This window comes from Rothia terrae, assembly GCF_012396615.1.
Lineage (GTDB): Bacteria > Actinomycetota > Actinomycetes > Actinomycetales > Micrococcaceae > Rothia > Rothia terrae.
This window is the reverse complement of sequence record NZ_JAAXPV010000022.1, coordinates 1-16,305: the sequence shown is the minus strand read 5'-3', so window position 1 is coordinate 16,305 and position 16,305 is coordinate 1. Positions and strand designations below refer to the sequence as shown.

14 protein-coding genes and 1 pseudogene are annotated in these 16,305 nt (G+C 54.9%); 5 read left to right on the top strand and 10 right to left on the bottom strand.

Annotation, left to right across the window (positions count from 1 at the left end):
* Nucleotides 1-3: 3 nt before the first annotated feature.
* The 5 genes from HF984_RS10275 to HF984_RS10255 all read right to left on the bottom strand — a co-directional run bounded on the left by HF984_RS10275 (nucleotide 4) and on the right by HF984_RS10255 (nucleotide 5,757).
* Nucleotides 4-435 (bottom strand): MarR family winged helix-turn-helix transcriptional regulator, encoded by a 432-nt coding sequence (locus tag HF984_RS10275; RefSeq protein WP_168615587.1) that lies wholly within the window; start codon nucleotides 433-435, stop codon nucleotides 4-6.
* 78 nt (nucleotides 436-513) lie between these two features.
* Complete coding sequence (locus tag HF984_RS10270) at nucleotides 514-1,254, bottom strand: glycerophosphodiester phosphodiesterase family protein (protein ID WP_168615586.1); 741 nt, start codon at nucleotides 1,252-1,254, stop codon at nucleotides 514-516.
* Between the two features lie 390 nt (nucleotides 1,255-1,644).
* A complete protein-coding gene (locus HF984_RS10265; RefSeq protein WP_168615585.1) occupies nucleotides 1,645-3,147 on the bottom strand; it encodes a glycoside hydrolase family 32 protein in 1,503 nt (500 codons plus the stop codon).
* A gap of 129 nt (nucleotides 3,148-3,276) precedes the next feature.
* On the bottom strand, nucleotides 3,277-4,284 hold the full coding sequence (locus HF984_RS10260; protein WP_168615584.1) for a hypothetical protein: 1,008 nt from the start codon (nucleotides 4,282-4,284) through the stop codon (nucleotides 3,277-3,279).
* A gap of 114 nt (nucleotides 4,285-4,398) precedes the next feature.
* Entirely contained in the window at nucleotides 4,399-5,757 is a 1,359-nt protein-coding gene (locus HF984_RS10255; RefSeq protein WP_168615583.1) for a sugar porter family MFS transporter, read from the bottom strand.
* Nucleotides 5,758-5,847: 90 nt separating this feature from the next.
* Here HF984_RS10255 and HF984_RS10250 point away from each other — a divergent pair, with 90 nt between their 5' ends.
* A complete protein-coding gene (locus tag HF984_RS10250) occupies nucleotides 5,848-6,270 on the top strand; it encodes a GNAT family N-acetyltransferase (RefSeq protein ID WP_168615582.1) in 423 nt (140 codons plus the stop codon).
* A gap of 119 nt (nucleotides 6,271-6,389) precedes the next feature.
* On the opposite strand, the gene HF984_RS10245 is transcribed toward HF984_RS10250, so the two are convergent.
* Both HF984_RS10245 and HF984_RS10240 read right to left on the bottom strand, forming a co-directional pair.
* On the bottom strand, nucleotides 6,390-7,004 hold the full coding sequence (locus tag HF984_RS10245) for an isochorismatase family protein (RefSeq protein WP_168615581.1): 615 nt from the start codon (nucleotides 7,002-7,004) through the stop codon (nucleotides 6,390-6,392).
* A gap of 119 nt (nucleotides 7,005-7,123) precedes the next feature.
* Nucleotides 7,124-8,110 carry an aldo/keto reductase gene (locus HF984_RS10240; protein WP_168615580.1) on the bottom strand — a complete coding sequence of 329 codons (987 nt, stop codon included), beginning with the start codon at nucleotides 8,108-8,110 and terminating at the stop codon, nucleotides 7,124-7,126.
* A 501-nt stretch (nucleotides 8,111-8,611) separates the two neighbouring features.
* On the opposite strand from HF984_RS10240, the gene HF984_RS11775 reads away from it, so the two are divergent.
* Nucleotides 8,612-8,743: a hypothetical protein gene (locus tag HF984_RS11775; protein WP_281727821.1), complete on the top strand. Its 132-nt coding sequence runs from the start codon at nucleotides 8,612-8,614 to the stop codon at nucleotides 8,741-8,743.
* Between the two features lie 30 nt (nucleotides 8,744-8,773).
* Nucleotides 8,774-9,352: pseudogene (locus HF984_RS10235) on the top strand (trypsin-like serine protease); the annotation flags it as partial.
* 409 nt (nucleotides 9,353-9,761) lie between these two features.
* Here the strand turns inward: HF984_RS10235 and HF984_RS10230 are convergent.
* Nucleotides 9,762-9,956 (bottom strand): hypothetical protein, encoded by a 195-nt coding sequence (locus tag HF984_RS10230; protein WP_168615579.1) that lies wholly within the window; start codon nucleotides 9,954-9,956, stop codon nucleotides 9,762-9,764.
* Between the two features lie 26 nt (nucleotides 9,957-9,982).
* Here HF984_RS10230 and HF984_RS10225 point away from each other — a divergent pair, with 26 nt between their 5' ends.
* On the top strand, nucleotides 9,983-10,969 hold the full coding sequence (locus tag HF984_RS10225) for a S1 family peptidase (protein ID WP_168615578.1): 987 nt from the start codon (nucleotides 9,983-9,985) through the stop codon (nucleotides 10,967-10,969).
* 447 nt (nucleotides 10,970-11,416) lie between these two features.
* On the opposite strand, the gene HF984_RS10220 is transcribed toward HF984_RS10225, so the two are convergent.
* Together HF984_RS10220 and HF984_RS10215 are read right to left on the bottom strand one after the other, a co-directional pair.
* Complete coding sequence (locus tag HF984_RS10220) at nucleotides 11,417-12,910, bottom strand: DHA2 family efflux MFS transporter permease subunit (protein WP_168615577.1); 1,494 nt, start codon at nucleotides 12,908-12,910, stop codon at nucleotides 11,417-11,419.
* Nucleotides 12,911-13,027: 117 nt separating this feature from the next.
* A complete protein-coding gene (locus HF984_RS10215) occupies nucleotides 13,028-13,681 on the bottom strand; it encodes a hypothetical protein (protein ID WP_168615576.1) in 654 nt (217 codons plus the stop codon).
* Nucleotides 13,682-13,948: 267 nt separating this feature from the next.
* On the opposite strand from HF984_RS10215, the gene HF984_RS10210 reads away from it, so the two are divergent.
* On the top strand, nucleotides 13,949-15,934 hold the full coding sequence (locus tag HF984_RS10210; protein WP_168615575.1) for a M13 family metallopeptidase: 1,986 nt from the start codon (nucleotides 13,949-13,951) through the stop codon (nucleotides 15,932-15,934).
* The last annotated feature ends 371 nt before the right edge of the window (nucleotides 15,935-16,305 follow it).

The following is a 16,305-nucleotide window of genomic DNA, read 5'->3' as shown; positions in this document are numbered from 1 at the left end:
TCCTTAGAGTTCTGGCAGTACTTTTTTGAGGGATGCGAGTGCAGCAAGGGCCTGTTCCCGTTCCTCGTCGGTGAGTTTTTCATCAAGTTCTTCGCGCAGCCATAGGGTTTTGTAGGCGCGAATTTTTTCAACTTCAGCATTGCCTGATGCGGTGAGGTAGAGTTCGCGGCGGCGGCCATCGCGAGCGCTTTTGCGCACTTCTACGAAGCCTTCGTCGATCATGGTCATGACGGTGACGTTGATTGACTGCGGGGTGAGAAAAAGTTGACGCGAAATTTCAGCGCCGGTGCGGCCGGGTTGCTGGTGGATGCGTACAGCAACAGCCTCTTGCGAGGGCGTGAATTTGCCAATGTGGGTGGATTCTTGCGCCATCTTTCGGGTGAGGTGCCACGTGAAAGCGCGGATTTCCTCTGCGAGTTTTTGTGTTGAATCCATAGTTTGATAGTAGCTGTCAGCACCAAACTAATCAAATAGACTGATTAGTTTGGTGCTGACAGAAAGTCCAACCCTTTCTTATCGACCACTTTCCAATTCAATAAAAGTGTGCGCTTCATCAGTAATAACGCCGTCTACGCCCCAGTTAATAAGTTCATTGGCGCGCGCACGAGAATTCACCGTCCACACATTGATTTCAACACCAGCAGAACGCGCGATCTGCACCATCTCGCGGGTCAGACCGTCTTCATCAACGTGAATAGCATCAGCACCCACCAACTCAACAATGGAACGCCAGTCGTAGCCAAGAGCTTCTTTGCTAAACAGAACACCAAGTCGCAGATGCGGCGCACGACGCTTGAGTTCAGCCAGCAACAACTGATTGAAGGACGAAATCAGAACCTCGCGGTCATCATCAAGTTTTTCAAGTTCAGCAATCACAGCATCAATGAGCTGATAGGTGCGCTCAGTACCCTGCTCATTGGACTTAATCTCAATATTGCCGTTGAGTTTCTTTTCATTCATCAGCTCAACCAGCTGCGCCAGAGTAGGCAGCCCCTCCCCCGCAAATTCTTGCGAGAACCACGAGCCGGTATCAATATTTTCAAGGTCGGACGCCTGAAGATCATAGATACTTCCGGTGCGGTTAGTCGTGCGATCCAGGTGGCTGTCGTGGATAACAACGACGGTTCCATCAGCGATGATATCCACGTCCGCTTCAAACCAGGTCACCCCGTAATCTGCGCACTGACCAATAGCGGCCAGAGTGTTTTCGGGGGCAATTGCAGACATGCCACGGTGAGCAAAAATACGAGCCATCAGAACCTTCTGCAGTTCAAGCTTTCCTACCGCACACGGCGCGATTACGCGTCCTGCCTTGCGCAGTCGCTACCATCAGCCTACTGCGTGCGTAATGTTCGGCAAACCCTTGAATTTAAAAGAACTGTGTCTTAAATTACATTTAACCGGAAGGTTGCACTACGTTAATAACTTCGCTGACAAAGGAGTCATCATGCTTATTCTCGTAGCCGGAGGTATCACCGGACTCATCGCCATAGGCACGCTCTGCTGGGTTGCCGATCAGAACCAAACCGAGCTTTACCCCTCATGTACCGAGCACGGAGCCTAAACCTCTTTCACACATGAAATCCCCGGAGGACATACGAAAAACATATGTCCTCCGGGAATTTTGTATGTAGCAGCCCTTTGCTACTGGCGCTCGTCTTCCCAAATGGTGTCGAGCGGGTAAATATCCAGACGGTCAACGGTAATCGACCCCGATTCTGAGCTCAATGCCACGGAGCGGTCACCGGCATTCGGGAACGCAAAAGATGTCACGCTCTGCACGCCACCGTTAACGAATACTTCGACAGAACCCCGGTCAATTAGGATGCGAAGGCTCAGCTTATCGCCGCCGGGGAAGGGCGCGGCGCGGTAGCCGCGGTCGCCGTTACCGGCAAGACGGCGGTCAACAAAGATGCGTTCAGCTAGCGAATCGTAGCCCACGTAGGTGTGCGAGCCGTCCTCGGTGAGACCAATCTTCAAGCCCACACGCTCACTGTCAGTCACGCTCAAATCAACGTCTAACAAAATCTCACAGGGCGGAGTCTGCTCAAGCAGCACCTTGTCTTGGTTAAGGCCCAGCACAAAGCTGCCGAACTCGGTCTTCTCACCGCGCAGTTTTTCAATCTCAGCCACGGGGTAATTAATGAGGTTCAAATCCTCATCCAGCGATAGCTCACGCGGAACGGTGAGCTGGCCACCCCAACCATCGGTCTCCTGGCTGGGCGTACCAATGGTGAACGAGCCCATCCAGCCGTAGCAAATACGGCGGCCGTCGGGTGCCTCAAAAGTCTGCGGTGCGTAGAAGTTATGGCCCCAGTCAATCAGACGGTAATCGGTGAGTTGCTTGAAGTCTTCACCCGGCGCCCAGTCGCCCACCACATAACCGGCATTGTGACTGTTGCGTGCCTGGTAGGCGTCCTTGCGCGGACCCATGGGGCAGTAAATCAGCACCCACTTATCGCCCAGCGGAAAGATATCGGGGCATTCCAGCATGAAAGCATCGGGATTAGGATCCTCAAAAAGGATGCGGTCGAATTCCCAGTTGAACATGTCAGTGGAAGTGTACATCCACACCTGACCGCGGTTGTCCTCTGAACATGCACCAAAAATCATGTACCAGATGCCGTCGATGCGGAAAACCTTAGGGTCGCGGAAGTGCTTAAGCCCCGGGCCCTCAACAACTACGCCGTGCTTAGTGAAGACAACACCGTCTTCAGACGTCGCCAAGCACTGCACCTGCAAGGCACCATCGTCATCGTTGAACATATTGTTCCAACGGTGACCGGTGTAGTAGGCATACAACTTGCCATCATCGCCCACCACAGCGGAGCCCGAGAAAACGCCGTCACGGTCAGCCTCAATTGAGGGCGCGAGTGCCACATGCTCACGGCGGAAAGTCACCATATCCTCAGACGAAACGTGGCCCCAGTGCATCGGACCCCAATAGGCAGAATACGCGTGATGCTGGTAGAACACCTGGTAGCGTCCGTTAAAGAAGGACAGACCGTTGGGATCGTTGATCCACCCCGAACGGGCAGCAATATGAAAGCTGGGGTACCAGCGGTTATTGCGCTCTTTCTCAAGCTTCATCGCGGCTTGCTCAGCGCGTTCAACCAGCTCAGCGTGCACTGCGGCAGCATCAGACATGGGGTGGGACCTTCCGTAGTGAATTTGTCTTCTTATATTTTACGTCCGGTCAGGTAACTGAATAACCCTCAATCTGCGGATAAAAAGTTACTTCCACTACGGATATTGAAAGGACGCAGTGAATTACCCCTACTGGTAGGTGACCACCCAGGGCTTGGGGGTCAGCGCATAGGTCTGTTCTGGCGTGAGCATGGGCGTGTCTTCATCGTAGAAGTTCTTCCAGGATGGCTTGATGTCTTTGCTCAGCCCTGCCAGCAAGGTGTTGTAGGTATCCGTTTTCAGTGATGGTGTGCCGTGGCCGTCCGCGTGCAAGGTGAGTGCGAGTTCAGGATGCGCGGTGTTCAGCGTCTCGCGTTCGGTAATCATGGTGCCGGTGAACTGGTGGAGCACCACCATTTTCTGGGGTAGCTTATTCTCTCGGGTGAGTTGCGCAAGGTAGTCGAGGGTCTGATTGACCTCAGCGGCCTGCACCGAACCGATCTGTTGCAGGTGCACCTGCCACGGCAGAAGACGCCATTCGGGATCAATACCCACACCCACATTGGGAAGTTTCAAAAGCTCCTCGTAGCGCACCACCTGACTCAAGAAATCCGAGCGTCCAGGCTGGAAATCAAGCACCACGTACACATCGTTCTTAGCGGCTTCTTCGATGAGCGGTTTGAGATCTTTCACCGTTGCTTCATCAGAGTAATCCCCGTCAGTACCAGGCACGCTAGAGGCTGTTGTCGCGATGACCTCAAAGGCGGGGTACACCTTCTCTTTACTGTAGGGCTGATACTGCTTAACCAGCTCTTGGACGCGGACCACCGACTGAGAGGACTCCTGCTCCCCCAGCACGCCAAGAGCCGGGCGACCCGGTGCACCGTACAACGCTACGTACCTGCGGTTCTGAAAGATTTTCTGCCCGCCACCGGGGAGCTCAGTCTGAGTTTGGGTAGGGCTAGGGATCGCGCTCGATGTGGCGCTTGGTGAGATAGTCGACGACTGTTCAGAAGAGGATGCGCCCGCGCCGGTTGATGAGCTCTGAGCAGGGTTTTCGCCGCTACTCTGCGCGGTGTTATCGGCGGCGCATCCGGTCAACAAAAATGCGGTCAGCAAAGAAAAGGATGCGAGACGGGGAAAAAATGAGTGTGCCATGAGGGCTTTCTACGGGGGACAATAAGCTTACATACCACACTAGCCGGTCAAGCGACTCAGCTCCTAGTCAAAGGCAGAAAGTTACGCCCCACTTGCACACCACCGCCGCGCATCTTACGCCTCAATATCCTCCAACGCGCGTCCTGCAGTTTCAGGAACCAACGCACGCACAAAGAGAATCGCGCCAACGCCCAGCACCGCAAAAATACCGAAGGTAATGCCTAATCCGAATGCCGCCACAATCTGAGGAAAGCTGAAGGACACCGCGAAGTTAGCCAGCCAGGACACAAAAGTCACCGCACCCATGCCAGCGCCGCGAACGCGTGACGGGAAGACCTCAGACATCAGCACCCAGGTCACCGGCGAAACCGCGCCCTGTTGGAAAACCAGGAAAATAACAGAAATAATCAGCACAAACCAGGCGCGAGCGCTACCGTCCACAAAGGTTGAGATTAGGGCAAGAGCAAGCAGTGAAAGCGTTGTTCCGGCAAGGCCCACGGTGAGCGTGAGGCGACGAGGCAGACGCCCCACAAACCAGATGCCGATCGCCGCGCCCAGCACCGAAATAGCGCCGTTGGCAATGTTGGCGGTGAGTGCCGCATCCGTGGCGAAACCAGACTCGCGCAACACCTGCGTGCCGTAGTACATCAGCGCGTTCACGCCGGTAATCTGCTGAACAATACCGATCGCTGCACCGATCAGCAGGATGCGACGCAACGCCTTGGACGCAAAAAGATCACGCAGAGTACCGGCGCGAGTAGAGCGTTCCTTCTCGATGGAATCGTGCAGGTGCGCGTACTCGGCAGAAGCATCCGCACTGGTCTTTTCAAGGACGCGACGGGCGGTTGCCTCGCGTCCTGCCAGAAGCAACCAGCGGGGCGACTCGGGCACCGCAAACATACCGAGGAACAGGGCAAGCGCGGGGATTGCGGATAGCGCAAACATAATGCGCCAAATACCGGGTTCGTGCAGGAAAACATTGCCGAGCCACGCGTTCATTCCGTACGCCAGAAGCTGGCCAGTCACAATCATGAACTGGTTACGAGTAACAATGGCACCGCGCTGATCAGGTGGCGCGATCTCAGCCAAGTACAGCGGAACAACAGCAGACGCCGCACCTACCGCCAGCCCCACTACGACGCGAAAAGCCACCAAAACCGGCAGGGTAGGCGCGAAAGCTATGCCCGTTGAACCCGCGATAAAAACCAGCGCAAGAACGAAGAGGACGCGGCGGCGGCCAAACCTATCAACCAGCTGACCCACCGTCATCGCACCCAGCGCAGCACCCAGCGTCAACGAGCTAGTAGTAACACCCTCCGCTACAGGTGAGAGTGAAAACTGCTGCTGCAAAAACGGCAACGCACCATTAATAATGCCGGTATCATACCCAAACAAAAACCCGCCAAGAGTGACGATCCAGGTGTAAAGGTTTAGGCGGGACCGCCTAGCAGGAGCGTGTGCTGATGTGCTCATCGTTCTTCTCTCGCTAAATCAGATAACGGAGAAACTTTACATGAGTTACTGGCCGGGCAGCTAGGTTCGCCGAGCGATTATGCTGAAGACATGCCTATTTCTGCTGATTATGTTCTTGAAGAAGCCGCCCCCAGCCCTACCCAGTACTGCGCGCTGCGCGAGCGGGCGGGCATGACACCTCGGTCTGAGCGTCAGGCTACTGGTGCGATTGCTGGCTCGTGGGCGTTTTACCGGGTGACGCACGTGCCTACCGGCGAAGTGGTGGCAATGGGACGCGTCATTGGAGATGGCGCCTGGTACTTCAACGTTGCTGATATGGCGGTTCTGCCCGAGCACCAGCGTCAGGGGCTAGGCAACGCCGTTTTGACGGCCCTACTCAATAAGATTCGCGCCGAGGCGGATGACGGTGCTTACGTCACTCTGATTGCGGACGCGCCCGGCCAGCCGCTCTACCTCAAACACGGCTTCGAGAAAAAGCTCGAAGGCTCCGTGGGCATGGCGCAGTTCCTGTAGGTGGACGCGGGTCAACCTCTGCCCTAACCCCTGCCGTTGCGCTCATCCGCTGGTACTTTAACTACTTGCGGTGAGCGGAACGCCAGGGGTTTCGGGCGTCCGCGCTGAATGTGTCTCATTTAGCGAGGTAGATTTGCCAGGGACACCACTTGTCCTGTGGTGCCCGCTATTTGCTCTAGCGCGAAATGATGACGGTCAACGGTGTAATCAGCAACAGCGTCGGCAACCACAAAGAACTCTAGGTCCCGAGCGAGAGCATCAAAACTTGTTGCGACGATACCACCAGCCACATAAAGTCCGGCGACTATAAGCTGACTTTTACCCAGGCGGCGAAGTTCTACCTCTAGATCGGTGGCGTAAAAAGCACTGAGTGACCGCTTGTGAATACGCACGCAGCCCCTCAGCTCGGGCAGAATTGCCTCCTGAGTCTGAACAGCACTTGGTCCCAGTCCCCACAGTTTTCCCCCCAATCCTCGTTGCTGTGCAACAGTGGCAGGACGCGGGGCTGATGTCACAACCGGAACATCATTCGCTTGTGCCCAGCTCACCGCGCCGGCAACATTGCGCACGAGTTCAGCCTGTAAATTTTCGGGTAAAACCTCCAAGTAGTAAGGCAGAAAATCATGCACTAGTAAAGCGCACTGGGAAGGATCAAGCGTCCACCCTAACCCACGGTTCTCATTCGAGAAATCATAGAGGGAGTAGCCGTGTACGTCAGCCGAAAATGTTGCCATGTAAATCTACCTTTATGGGTGTTTGCTGAGCTAAACCTAACCCCTGCCTTTTCGCTCATCCGCTAGTACTTTAACTACTTGCGGTGAGCGAAACGCCAGGGGTTACTTGCGCGCACTGCCTAGAACAGCGCGATTTTCTCGGGTGCGGGGAAAATCTCGTCGAGCGCCGCCAAATCGTCTGCGGAAAGTTCCACGGACGCGGTTGCCGCGTTTGCCTGCACCTGCTGCTCACTGGTAGCGCCGGCAATTACGGACGCGACGGGATTCTGCGCGGCCAACCACGCAAATGCCACCTGCACTTCACTCAAACCACGCTCGGATGCGAACGCACTAAACGCCTCTAACTGCTCCCAGTTGGCGCCTTCCAAAATCTGCGGTTTGAGCTGAGTCAGGCGTCCGTCGGCAGGCGCATTGCCGCGCGTGTACTTGCCGGTGAGTAGCCCGTTTGCCAGCGGGAAGTAGGGCAGAACACCCATACCAAATTCGCGGGCGGCGGGCATGACTTCTAGTTCTGCGCGGCGGTCCAGCAGGTTGTAGTGGTTTTCTGCTGCGATGTAGCGGTGAGTCCCCAGCTCGCGTGCCACATACTCGGCCTGGGCAATCTGCCAGCCGGAGTGGTTGGAGTTTCCGATGTAACGCACTTTTCCCTGCTCAATGAGGGTATTCAGCGCAGAAAGCGTCTCTTCAACCGGCGTCAGGGTATCCGGGGTATGGTGAAAGTACAGGTCGATGTGATCGGTTCCTAGGCGTTGCAAAGATGCCTCTACCGCGCGCATGATGTAACGACGCGAGCCGCGAACACCGTAGTCAGCGCCGTTTGCGCCGTCCATGTCCATACCGAACTTAGTCACGAGCACAATGTCGTCACGCACCGAAGAGTCCAAAGTTTTCAGTGCCTTGCCGAACATGGTTTCCGAGACGCCGGGGGCTGAGCCGTAGATATCAGCAACGTCGAAAAGCGTGATGCCGGCATCCACCGCGGCGGCGATGACGCGGTTGGTACCCTCCTGAGTTTCGGTGGCGGTTTTAGTGCGCCCTAAGTTGTTGCACCCTAACCCTACGGTTGAGACGGTGAGGCCGGAATGTCCAAGCTGGCGGTACTGCATGCGCTATCTCCTTGACGATCACGATTTTCCTTCTCTTCTTTTATACGTCAGCGAGGTAGGACGCGACAGGTTTGTGACCCGGTAGCGCGGATGCGTAAAGATAATTTTTTACTCATAGCTACCGTTTATCAGTCATTTTTAAAATATTTGTCCCCTAAATAACCTACGGCTAAAAATCAGCGTCTCCACACCCGAAATTTACTTTCAATTTTTAAGCACATTAAAACAACTTCAGCGAATTGAAGCACTTTTCAAGGCGGGAGCGTACGCAAGGACGCCACAAATCGCCACCCATATACCAGTCTAAATTTTTTCTAAAACCTCAATTAAGCCCACAAACGACCTCATGGCAGCCCACAGTTTTTGTGCATACAATTCATGCCAACTGAGGGCGGAACTTTTCAGGGGCGCCCGGTGAGAACCAACCTCAGCCACACCAATCTGTGAACACGACGACAACACGTATTCACAATTCACTTGAACACAAAAAGGAACCCCGTTATGAAAACTTCACGAGTTCTCTCAGCCGCACTGGCAACCTGCGCACTGTCCGCAGCAGCCATGGCACCCGCATCCGCAGCACCTGCAGCATCCCCCTACATCGTGGGTGGCTCGCAGGCAACCTCAGAATAGACCGTCCAGCTTGAATTCCAAACCCACAGTGGCGGCTCTGTAGAGACTTACGGTTGCACCGGTGAACAGCTCAATGACGAGTGGGTATTCACCGCGCGCCACTGCGTGGAGAACGTTGCACGCATGAACGTCTACCAGTCAAACGACCAGATTGACCGCGGCGAGCCCATCGCAGCCGACTCGGTACACGCAGCCCCTGCAGGCGACATTGCACTGGTGCACCTGTCAGAATCAGCTCCGCTCAACTCGTACGCTGATGTGGACGCGAACTACGAAGTAACCCCCGGCGATACCGACTCGATCTTCGGTTACGGCTTGGGCGCAAACAAACAGCCCACCACCACCTTGCGCACCGCAACCGTGACCATCGACGGCACATCCACCGACGCGTACTACGGCATCGCAGCGCACCTCACCGGCAACTCCGGTGCAGCTAACCACGGCGATTCAGGCGGACCTCTCGTTGTCAACGGCAAGGTCGTAGCTGTCTGCTCAACCGGTGATGAAAACGATCCCGGCGCCAACATTAACGCAGGCTCAAACTACGTACTGCTCTCCCAGTCAGCCGACTGGATCGAAACCACCTCGGGTGTAGATGTCACTCCTTAGAGCGTAAAGCTCTAACGAGGACGCGTAGCGATTCCCCTATCCTCCGATAGTTATCCCCTCGCCGCGCGCCCTACAACCCCCGGCTCGCAGAAACTTTACCGATGGTAAAAATCGGTATATGTCCTAGCGAGACGGGGGTCTTCTTATTTTTTGAAACAAGAGACTCTGCAAAATTTTCCCCTGCAGAATAGCCCACAGAGACCCCCTTTAGAGAGCGATTACTAACAAAGTTTAAGTTACTCAAATAGGCTATTTTTCTACCTCTTGGGCTTGTTTTAAGGTAGGCGGCGAAATTATAAACAGGAAAATCTGATTCTGCGACACCGAATAACACAAAAAAATTTTCCTCCACATATACATTTAGACCCACAAAACTCCGGGCTGACAAGTGCAAATAACCTGCTTAGAATCAATCCAGCTGAGTTTTGAAGCGGGCAAACGCAAAAGCATTGCCGAGTTTCATAACTGAACCACCGGCATCATCACGAACCAACGCCAACGGCGCCATACCAACCGCCAGCGGCACCCAAATCCCCAGTGATTTTTGCGGACTCCCTTTGAAACCAGCATCCCCAGGTGAAGCGAATAAACCACATTCATTCACACACCTACTGTTTCAAAGGAAACTTCATGAAACTCTCAAAGATGCTCGCAACATCAGCAGTTGCAGCAGCACTGACCGCATCGGCGGCTTCATCAGCATTCGCGCAGGACGCTTCTCCCTACGTCGTGGGTGGCTCCGAGGCTAACGTCGAATGGATGGTTCAGCTTGAATTCCAGACCCACTCCGGTGGCACCGTAGAGACCTACGGCTGCAGCGGTGAACAGCTCAACGACGAATGGGTACTGACCGCTCGTCACTGCATCGACGACGTTGCACGCATGAACGTTTACCAGTCAAACGACCAGGTTGATCGCGGCGAACCGATCGCAGTTGACTCAGTACACGCAGCTCCTAAGGGCGACATCGCTCTGGTACACCTTTCAGAAGAAGCTCCCCTGTCTTCATACGCAGAGGTAGACACCACTTACGAAGTACCCGAGAACATCACTCTCGGCCACATCTACGGCTTTGGTCTTGGCGCTTACAAGCAGCCCACCGACCACCTGCGCACCGCAACCGTGACCATCGACGGCACATCCACCGACGCGTACTATGGCAAGGCAGCTCACTTGACCGGTAACGATGGCGCTTCAAACCACGGTGACTCAGGCGGACCCTTGGTTGTCAACGGCAAGGTTGTAGCAGTTTGCTCAACCGGTGACAACGCTGATCCCAGTGGCGATATCCACGCAGGTTCAAACTACGCACTGCTCTCACAGACCGGCACTTGGATTGAAACCACTGCTGGCGTTGACGTAACCCCTGAAGAGGAAACCCCTGCACCGGTTGACGAGACTCCCGCTCCCGTAGATGAGACGCCCGCTCCTGTTGAAGAGCCCATCGACGAGACCCCTGCACCTGTTGAAGAACCCGTTGACGAGCTTCCTGCAGATGACACCGACTGGGCAACCGGCGACATCAACTGGTCACATGAGGACATCCTCGGCCCGAACTGGGAGTGGCACTCATCATGGGGCTGGTCAGACTCATGGAGCTACGACTACGCTGGCTAATCCACTAACTTACTGATGGTAAGCCCGGTGGAACCACGCACCTTCCCCCTCCCCCGTGTTGAACCACCCGTGAATTACTTTTCCACACAAGTAAACTGATACACGTAACACAGTGCAATCGGGCTCACCATCTCATTAACGCCTACAACTTCTCTCCCTGACGGTTTAGAGAAGGGCTGTAGGATTGTAAAGAGCCAAATGCCTCAAGGTCCCTGGGTTTTTCCCGACCTAGAGCACCTCCTTGTGGCGTATGGCTTATGCATGAATCTGGTAGCTTCAATGAACTTAAAGATTATTTCTTTCAGTCTTTTGGAATACCAGTTCTATGCATGAAACAGCGCATCGCTTTCCCCTTTAACAGCGGTGCGCTGTTTTCTTTTAAAAAGGTTGGCCCCCTGAACTTTCAGAGTTCAGGGGGCCAACCTTTTACGATGTGTCAGTAGATTTTTAGTGAGCCATAGGGGCTTCGCCCTTAGTCTTTCCGCTGGGCACGAGGAAGGCAAGAACGATGGCTGATAGTGACACGAATGCCGCAATCAGCAGGGCAAAGTGGACGCCTGCCGCGTTAGCTTCGGGGGTGTTTCCGCCACCGTATGAGGCGATACCGACGCCCATGAGCATCACGAACAGGGCTGTTGCAGCTGCACCTGCCACCTGCTGAATGGCAGAAAGCGCGGAGCTACCGAATGAGTAGAGGGACGCGTCCAGACTACCTAAGCCAAGGGTCATCATGGGGGTGTTGATGAAGGGCAGGGCGATGCTCATGAGCACGTGCGATGCCACGATAAACCACAGCGGGGTGTTCACGCCGAAGGTTGACATCATCCAGACGGATGCGCTCAGTGCGATGGCACCGGGCACAACGAGGGTGCGAGCGCCGAATTTATCGACGAGTCCACCGACGAAGGGGCTGAGAACAGCCATGACGATGCCGCCGGGAAGCAGGAGCAGGCCGGTGGTGAGCGCGTCCACGCCCAGGGCGTTGGCTGTGTAGAGCGGAATCAAAATCGCGGTGCCCAGCATAACGCCCATACCAACGGAGCTCATGAGCACGGTCAGTGTGAAGGGGAAGGCTTTGAACACGCGCATATCTAAGAAAGGAGTGCCTGTGCTCTGCAGTTTAATCTGACGCAGAACAAACCATACGAGGGCGATAACCGCAACAATAACGGCAACCCAGGGGTTCACGGGAAGCGAGCCGCCACCGTGACCGGAGTGACCGCCGAAGGAACTCAAGCCCAGAACCAGGCTACCAAATCCGATGGTTGAGAGCGCAACGGAGAGAAGGTCGAGCTTCTGCGAGTCGCCAGCATCGCGGGTAGCGGGCGCCAGTTTAAACCCGACCAGCAGGGCAATGAGACCGATAGGAAGGACCATCCAGAACAGCAAACGCCATGATCCCACTGACAGAATGAGACCGGACACGGTGGGGCCCATCGCAGGAGCCGCCGAAATGACCATACCGATAATGCCCATCGCCTTACCGCGCATCTGTAGCGGCACAAGACGCAGCATGGTAGTCATCAGCAGCGGCATGATGACGCCGGTGCCGCCAGCCTGTAGCACGCGTCCCAGCAGCAGAAAACCAAAGGACGGGGCAAGAGCCGCAACCAGCGTACCGATTGCAAAGAGAATCATCGCCCCAGAGAACACCTGGCGAATGCTAAAACGCGACAGAATAAAGCCGGACGCCGGGGTTACCACAGCCATTGTCAGCATAAACGCTGTTGAAGACCACTGGCCGAGGGAAGCCGAAACATGAAGGTCAGCCATAATTGACGGCAACGCAACACCGAGCAGGGTCTCGTTCAAGATAAGGACGAACGCCGCGACCACCATCACGGCAAGAAGCAGAAAATCAGCGCGGTCTAACCGAGCCGCAGGTAACGCACCCGTTGGCGGATTTTTATGTGTATCTGGGGAGGAGTGATTCTCAGTCATAAGGCACTAGCCTACGGGTTACTTTCCCCAACAAACAATAAACAAGGGTGCAGTTGTTGGTCACATAGCAGTCAGGCCAAGCAAAAGTTTTGCCTCATTCAGTACGCTACTTGAATGTTAGAAGGTGTACTTCTCAATACCGTTACTGTCTGTCATCGTGAATCCGTTAGCGGTAGTAAAGCTAGTAACGTACCCTGCATAGTATGATCCGGTTGTCGCTTTAGTAAGCCCAAAGAAGCCGAGATCAACTGTGGTTCCTGGCCATGTGGTTCGCCCATCAATACCGACAACAGGATTTGTCATTACACCTTTAAAACTCGTCTTATATACGTTATACCCAGTGGTAGAAATACTGGTCGTTCCACCAGCCCCATTATCGACGGCAAGAGTTGCAGCTGTGACCTTGGTAAGAGGGGTCCAGTAGGTGGAGGTGGAACCATATGTGGCTGGGATGCCGTCATTAGAGAACCGTGTAGGCACCATGACGTAGTAGTCTAGGCGTTGCAAGGTAGCCGTGGTGTCCTCGCCCATACCCGGCTTGTAGCTAATAGAAAAGCCAGCAGGATTTTCATCGACGGGGTCGGTGGTGTAGACGTAGAGGTCTTTAATAGAGCCACCTTTAGGCACGAACTCATGAGACTGGCTGTCATACCAGAGATACTCCGGATTAACAGATGCAGCAAACGCTGGCACTCTTACTGAAGCAATTACTACTGGAGCTGACCAAACCATGCCTCTGGCGAGATTGCGTCGTGAAATGGGGGAAGTCATCGGCGGAGCCCTTCGGCTTAATTGAATCTGCCGGGTAGCAGAAAGATAACTATAGAGAACGGTCAGATAAAGTTTACCAATAAAATGATAAACAGAGATTCCTATTTTTGAGGTTTGTAAAAGATCACTCTGTAGAGCAAGTCCAGTGAGACGGAAAACTGGTTAGATCTGGCATAAATAGTTTCGCAACACGGGCATCCTTTCTTGGGTAGTGAACAGCCGGTCTCTCACAGTGACGTCCACAATCTCACCGCCTAAACTTGGGGTATGACTAAAAAATCAGGACTCGACCTAGAATTCATTGATTCATCAGTAAAACCAGCTGACGATTTTTTCCGCCACGTCAACGGCAAGTGGCTAGACACCTACGAGATTCCCGCGGACCGCTCCAAAGACGGCGGCATGTACTTTCTGCGCGATGAGGCAGAGAAAAACGTCCGCGAAATCGTAGAAAAAATCGCCGTCGAAGACCCGGAGTCACGCATCGGCGCGCTCTACAACTCTTTTATGAGCGTTGAGCGTATTGAAACCGAAGGCGTCATTCCGCTACTGCGCGAGCTCACTCCGATTCTTGAAGCGCAGACCACCGACCAGTTTGTGAAGGTTATGGCGGACGCGGACCGCGCGGGCGTCGGCGGACTCTTCGGCTGGTACACCAGCATCGACGCTAAGAACCCCGGTTACTACACCGTGTACCTTGGCCAGTCAGGTCTTGGTTTGCCCGACGAATCCTACTACCGCGAAGACAAGTACGAGGACATTCGCCAGGCCTACGTCAAGCACATTGAGCGCATGTTCACCCTCACCGGTGCTGCTGAGCCCTTTGGTCTGACTCCGGATCTCGTTGGTCAGATCATCATGGCGCACGAAACCGAAATTGCCTCGCATCACTGGAGCAACGTCGAAAACCGCGATGCCGACAAGCGTTACAACCCCGTACCCGCCGCTGAGCTTGAAGACAAGTTCCCCGGTTTCCCCTTCGCCAAGTACATTGAAGGTATCGGCTCTTCCGTTGAAAATTTCGGCACCGTGGTTGTCTCACAGCCCTCATTCTTTGAGGGCGCAGCCAAGATGTTCGCGGACGTCCCGCTGATGACCTGGAAGCTCTGGCTGATTTGGCAGTACACCTCAGCACGCGCATCCCTACTCAACAAAGAAATGGTTGAGGCCAACTTCGACTTCTACGGCCGCACCCTTTCGGGTACCGAAGAAGTCCGCGAGCGCTGGAAGCGCGGCATCTCACTGCTGGAGAGCTACATCGCGGACGAAGTGGGCAAGGAATACGTTGCCGTGCACTTCCCGCCGGAGCACAAGCAGAAAATGCTGGTACTGGTCGATAACCTCATTGAGGCCTACCGCCAGTCCATCACCGAACTGGACTGGATGACCGACGAAACCCGCGAGCGCGCGCTGGAGAAGCTGGGCAAGTTCGTGACCAAGATCGGTTACACCGACAAGTGGCGCGACTACTCAGACCTTGAGTTCGAAAAGGGCGACCTCTTTGAGAACGTTCGACGCGCGACCCTGCACGAACACAACTTCATGCTGAACCGCATCGGTGAGCCCGTTGATAAAACCGAGTGGCTGATGAGCCCGCAGACCGTCAACGCCTACTACATGCCGCCGGCTAACGAGATTGTGTTCCCGGCAGCGATTTTGCAACCGCCTTACTTTGATCCCGAAGCTGACGATGCCGTGAACTACGGCGGTATTGGTGCTGTGATCGGCCACGAGATTGGCCACGGCTTTGACGATCAGGGTTCAAAGTACGATGGCACCGGCGCGCTGAACAACTGGTGGACAGAAACCGACCGCGAGGAGTTCACCAAGCGCACCGCGTCCTTGGTTGACCAGTACAACAAGTACACCCCGGCAGGCCTTGACCCCGAGAAGTACACTGTGAACGGTGAGCTGACTCTAGGCGAGAACATTGGCGATCTTGGCGGCCTGTCCATTGGGTTGAAGGCGTACAAGATTGCGCTGGCAAAGGAGGGCATTACCTCCATTGAGGACGCTCCCGTCATTGACGGTTACACCGCTCTGCAGCGCGTGTTCATGGGCTGGGGCATCGGCTGGCGCACCAAGGCACGCCAGCAGTTCGAAGAGATGATGCTGGCGGTTGACCCGCACTCGCCGAGTGAGTTCCGCGTCAACGGCATCGTGCGCAACATCGACGAGTTCTACGACGCGTTCGATGTGCAGGAGGGTGACGCCCTCTACCTGGCGCCGGAAGACCGCGTGCGCATCTGGTAGCAAGATCTGATGCGCGAGAGGGGCTAGGTGTGGCGGGTGTGAGCTAGCGAGCACGCAAAGAGCCACACCTAGAAAGCCCACCAGCCAACTCGCTCACACGACGAATCTCTAGGAGCACAGTTTTAATACGCGAGAGGGGCTAGGTGTGGCGGGTGTGAGCTAGCGAGCACGCAAAGAGCCACACCTAGAAAGCCCACCAGCCAACTCGCTCACACGACGAATCTCTAGGAGCACAGTTTTAATACGCGAGAGGGGCTAGGTGTGGCGGGTGTGAGCTAGCGAGCACGCAAAGAGCCACACCTAGAAAGCCCACCAGCCAACTCGCTCACACGACGAATCTCTAGGAGCACAGTTTTAATACGCGAGAGGGG

Bases quoted from the DNA above. Each gene is read 5' to 3' on its own strand.
- HF984_RS10270 (WP_168615586.1), bottom strand. From the start codon at position 1,254: ATGGCTCGTATTTTTGCTCACCGTGGCATGTCTGCAATTGCCCCCGAA.
- HF984_RS10245 (WP_168615581.1), bottom strand. From the start codon at position 7,004: ATGGCAACATTTTCGGCTGACGTACACGGCTACTCCCTCTATGATTTC.
- HF984_RS11775 (WP_281727821.1), top strand. From the start codon at position 8,612: ATGAAAACTTCACGAGTTCTCTCAGCCGCACTGGCAACCTGCGCACTG.
- HF984_RS10260 (WP_168615584.1), bottom strand. From the start codon at position 4,284: ATGGCACACTCATTTTTTCCCCGTCTCGCATCCTTTTCTTTGCTGACC.
- HF984_RS10265 (WP_168615585.1), bottom strand. From the start codon at position 3,147: ATGTCTGATGCTGCCGCAGTGCACGCTGAGCTGGTTGAACGCGCTGAG.
- HF984_RS10275 (WP_168615587.1), bottom strand. From the start codon at position 435: ATGGATTCAACACAAAAACTCGCAGAGGAAATCCGCGCTTTCACGTGG.
- HF984_RS10225 (WP_168615578.1), top strand. From the start codon at position 9,983: ATGAAACTCTCAAAGATGCTCGCAACATCAGCAGTTGCAGCAGCACTG.
- HF984_RS10215 (WP_168615576.1), bottom strand. From the start codon at position 13,681: ATGACTTCCCCCATTTCACGACGCAATCTCGCCAGAGGCATGGTTTGG.
- HF984_RS10250 (WP_168615582.1), top strand. From the start codon at position 5,848: ATGCCTATTTCTGCTGATTATGTTCTTGAAGAAGCCGCCCCCAGCCCT.
- HF984_RS10255 (WP_168615583.1), bottom strand. From the start codon at position 5,757: ATGAGCACATCAGCACACGCTCCTGCTAGGCGGTCCCGCCTAAACCTT.
- HF984_RS10240 (WP_168615580.1), bottom strand. From the start codon at position 8,110: ATGCAGTACCGCCAGCTTGGACATTCCGGCCTCACCGTCTCAACCGTA.
- HF984_RS10210 (WP_168615575.1), top strand. From the start codon at position 13,949: ATGACTAAAAAATCAGGACTCGACCTAGAATTCATTGATTCATCAGTA.
- HF984_RS10220 (WP_168615577.1), bottom strand. From the start codon at position 12,910: ATGACTGAGAATCACTCCTCCCCAGATACACATAAAAATCCGCCAACG.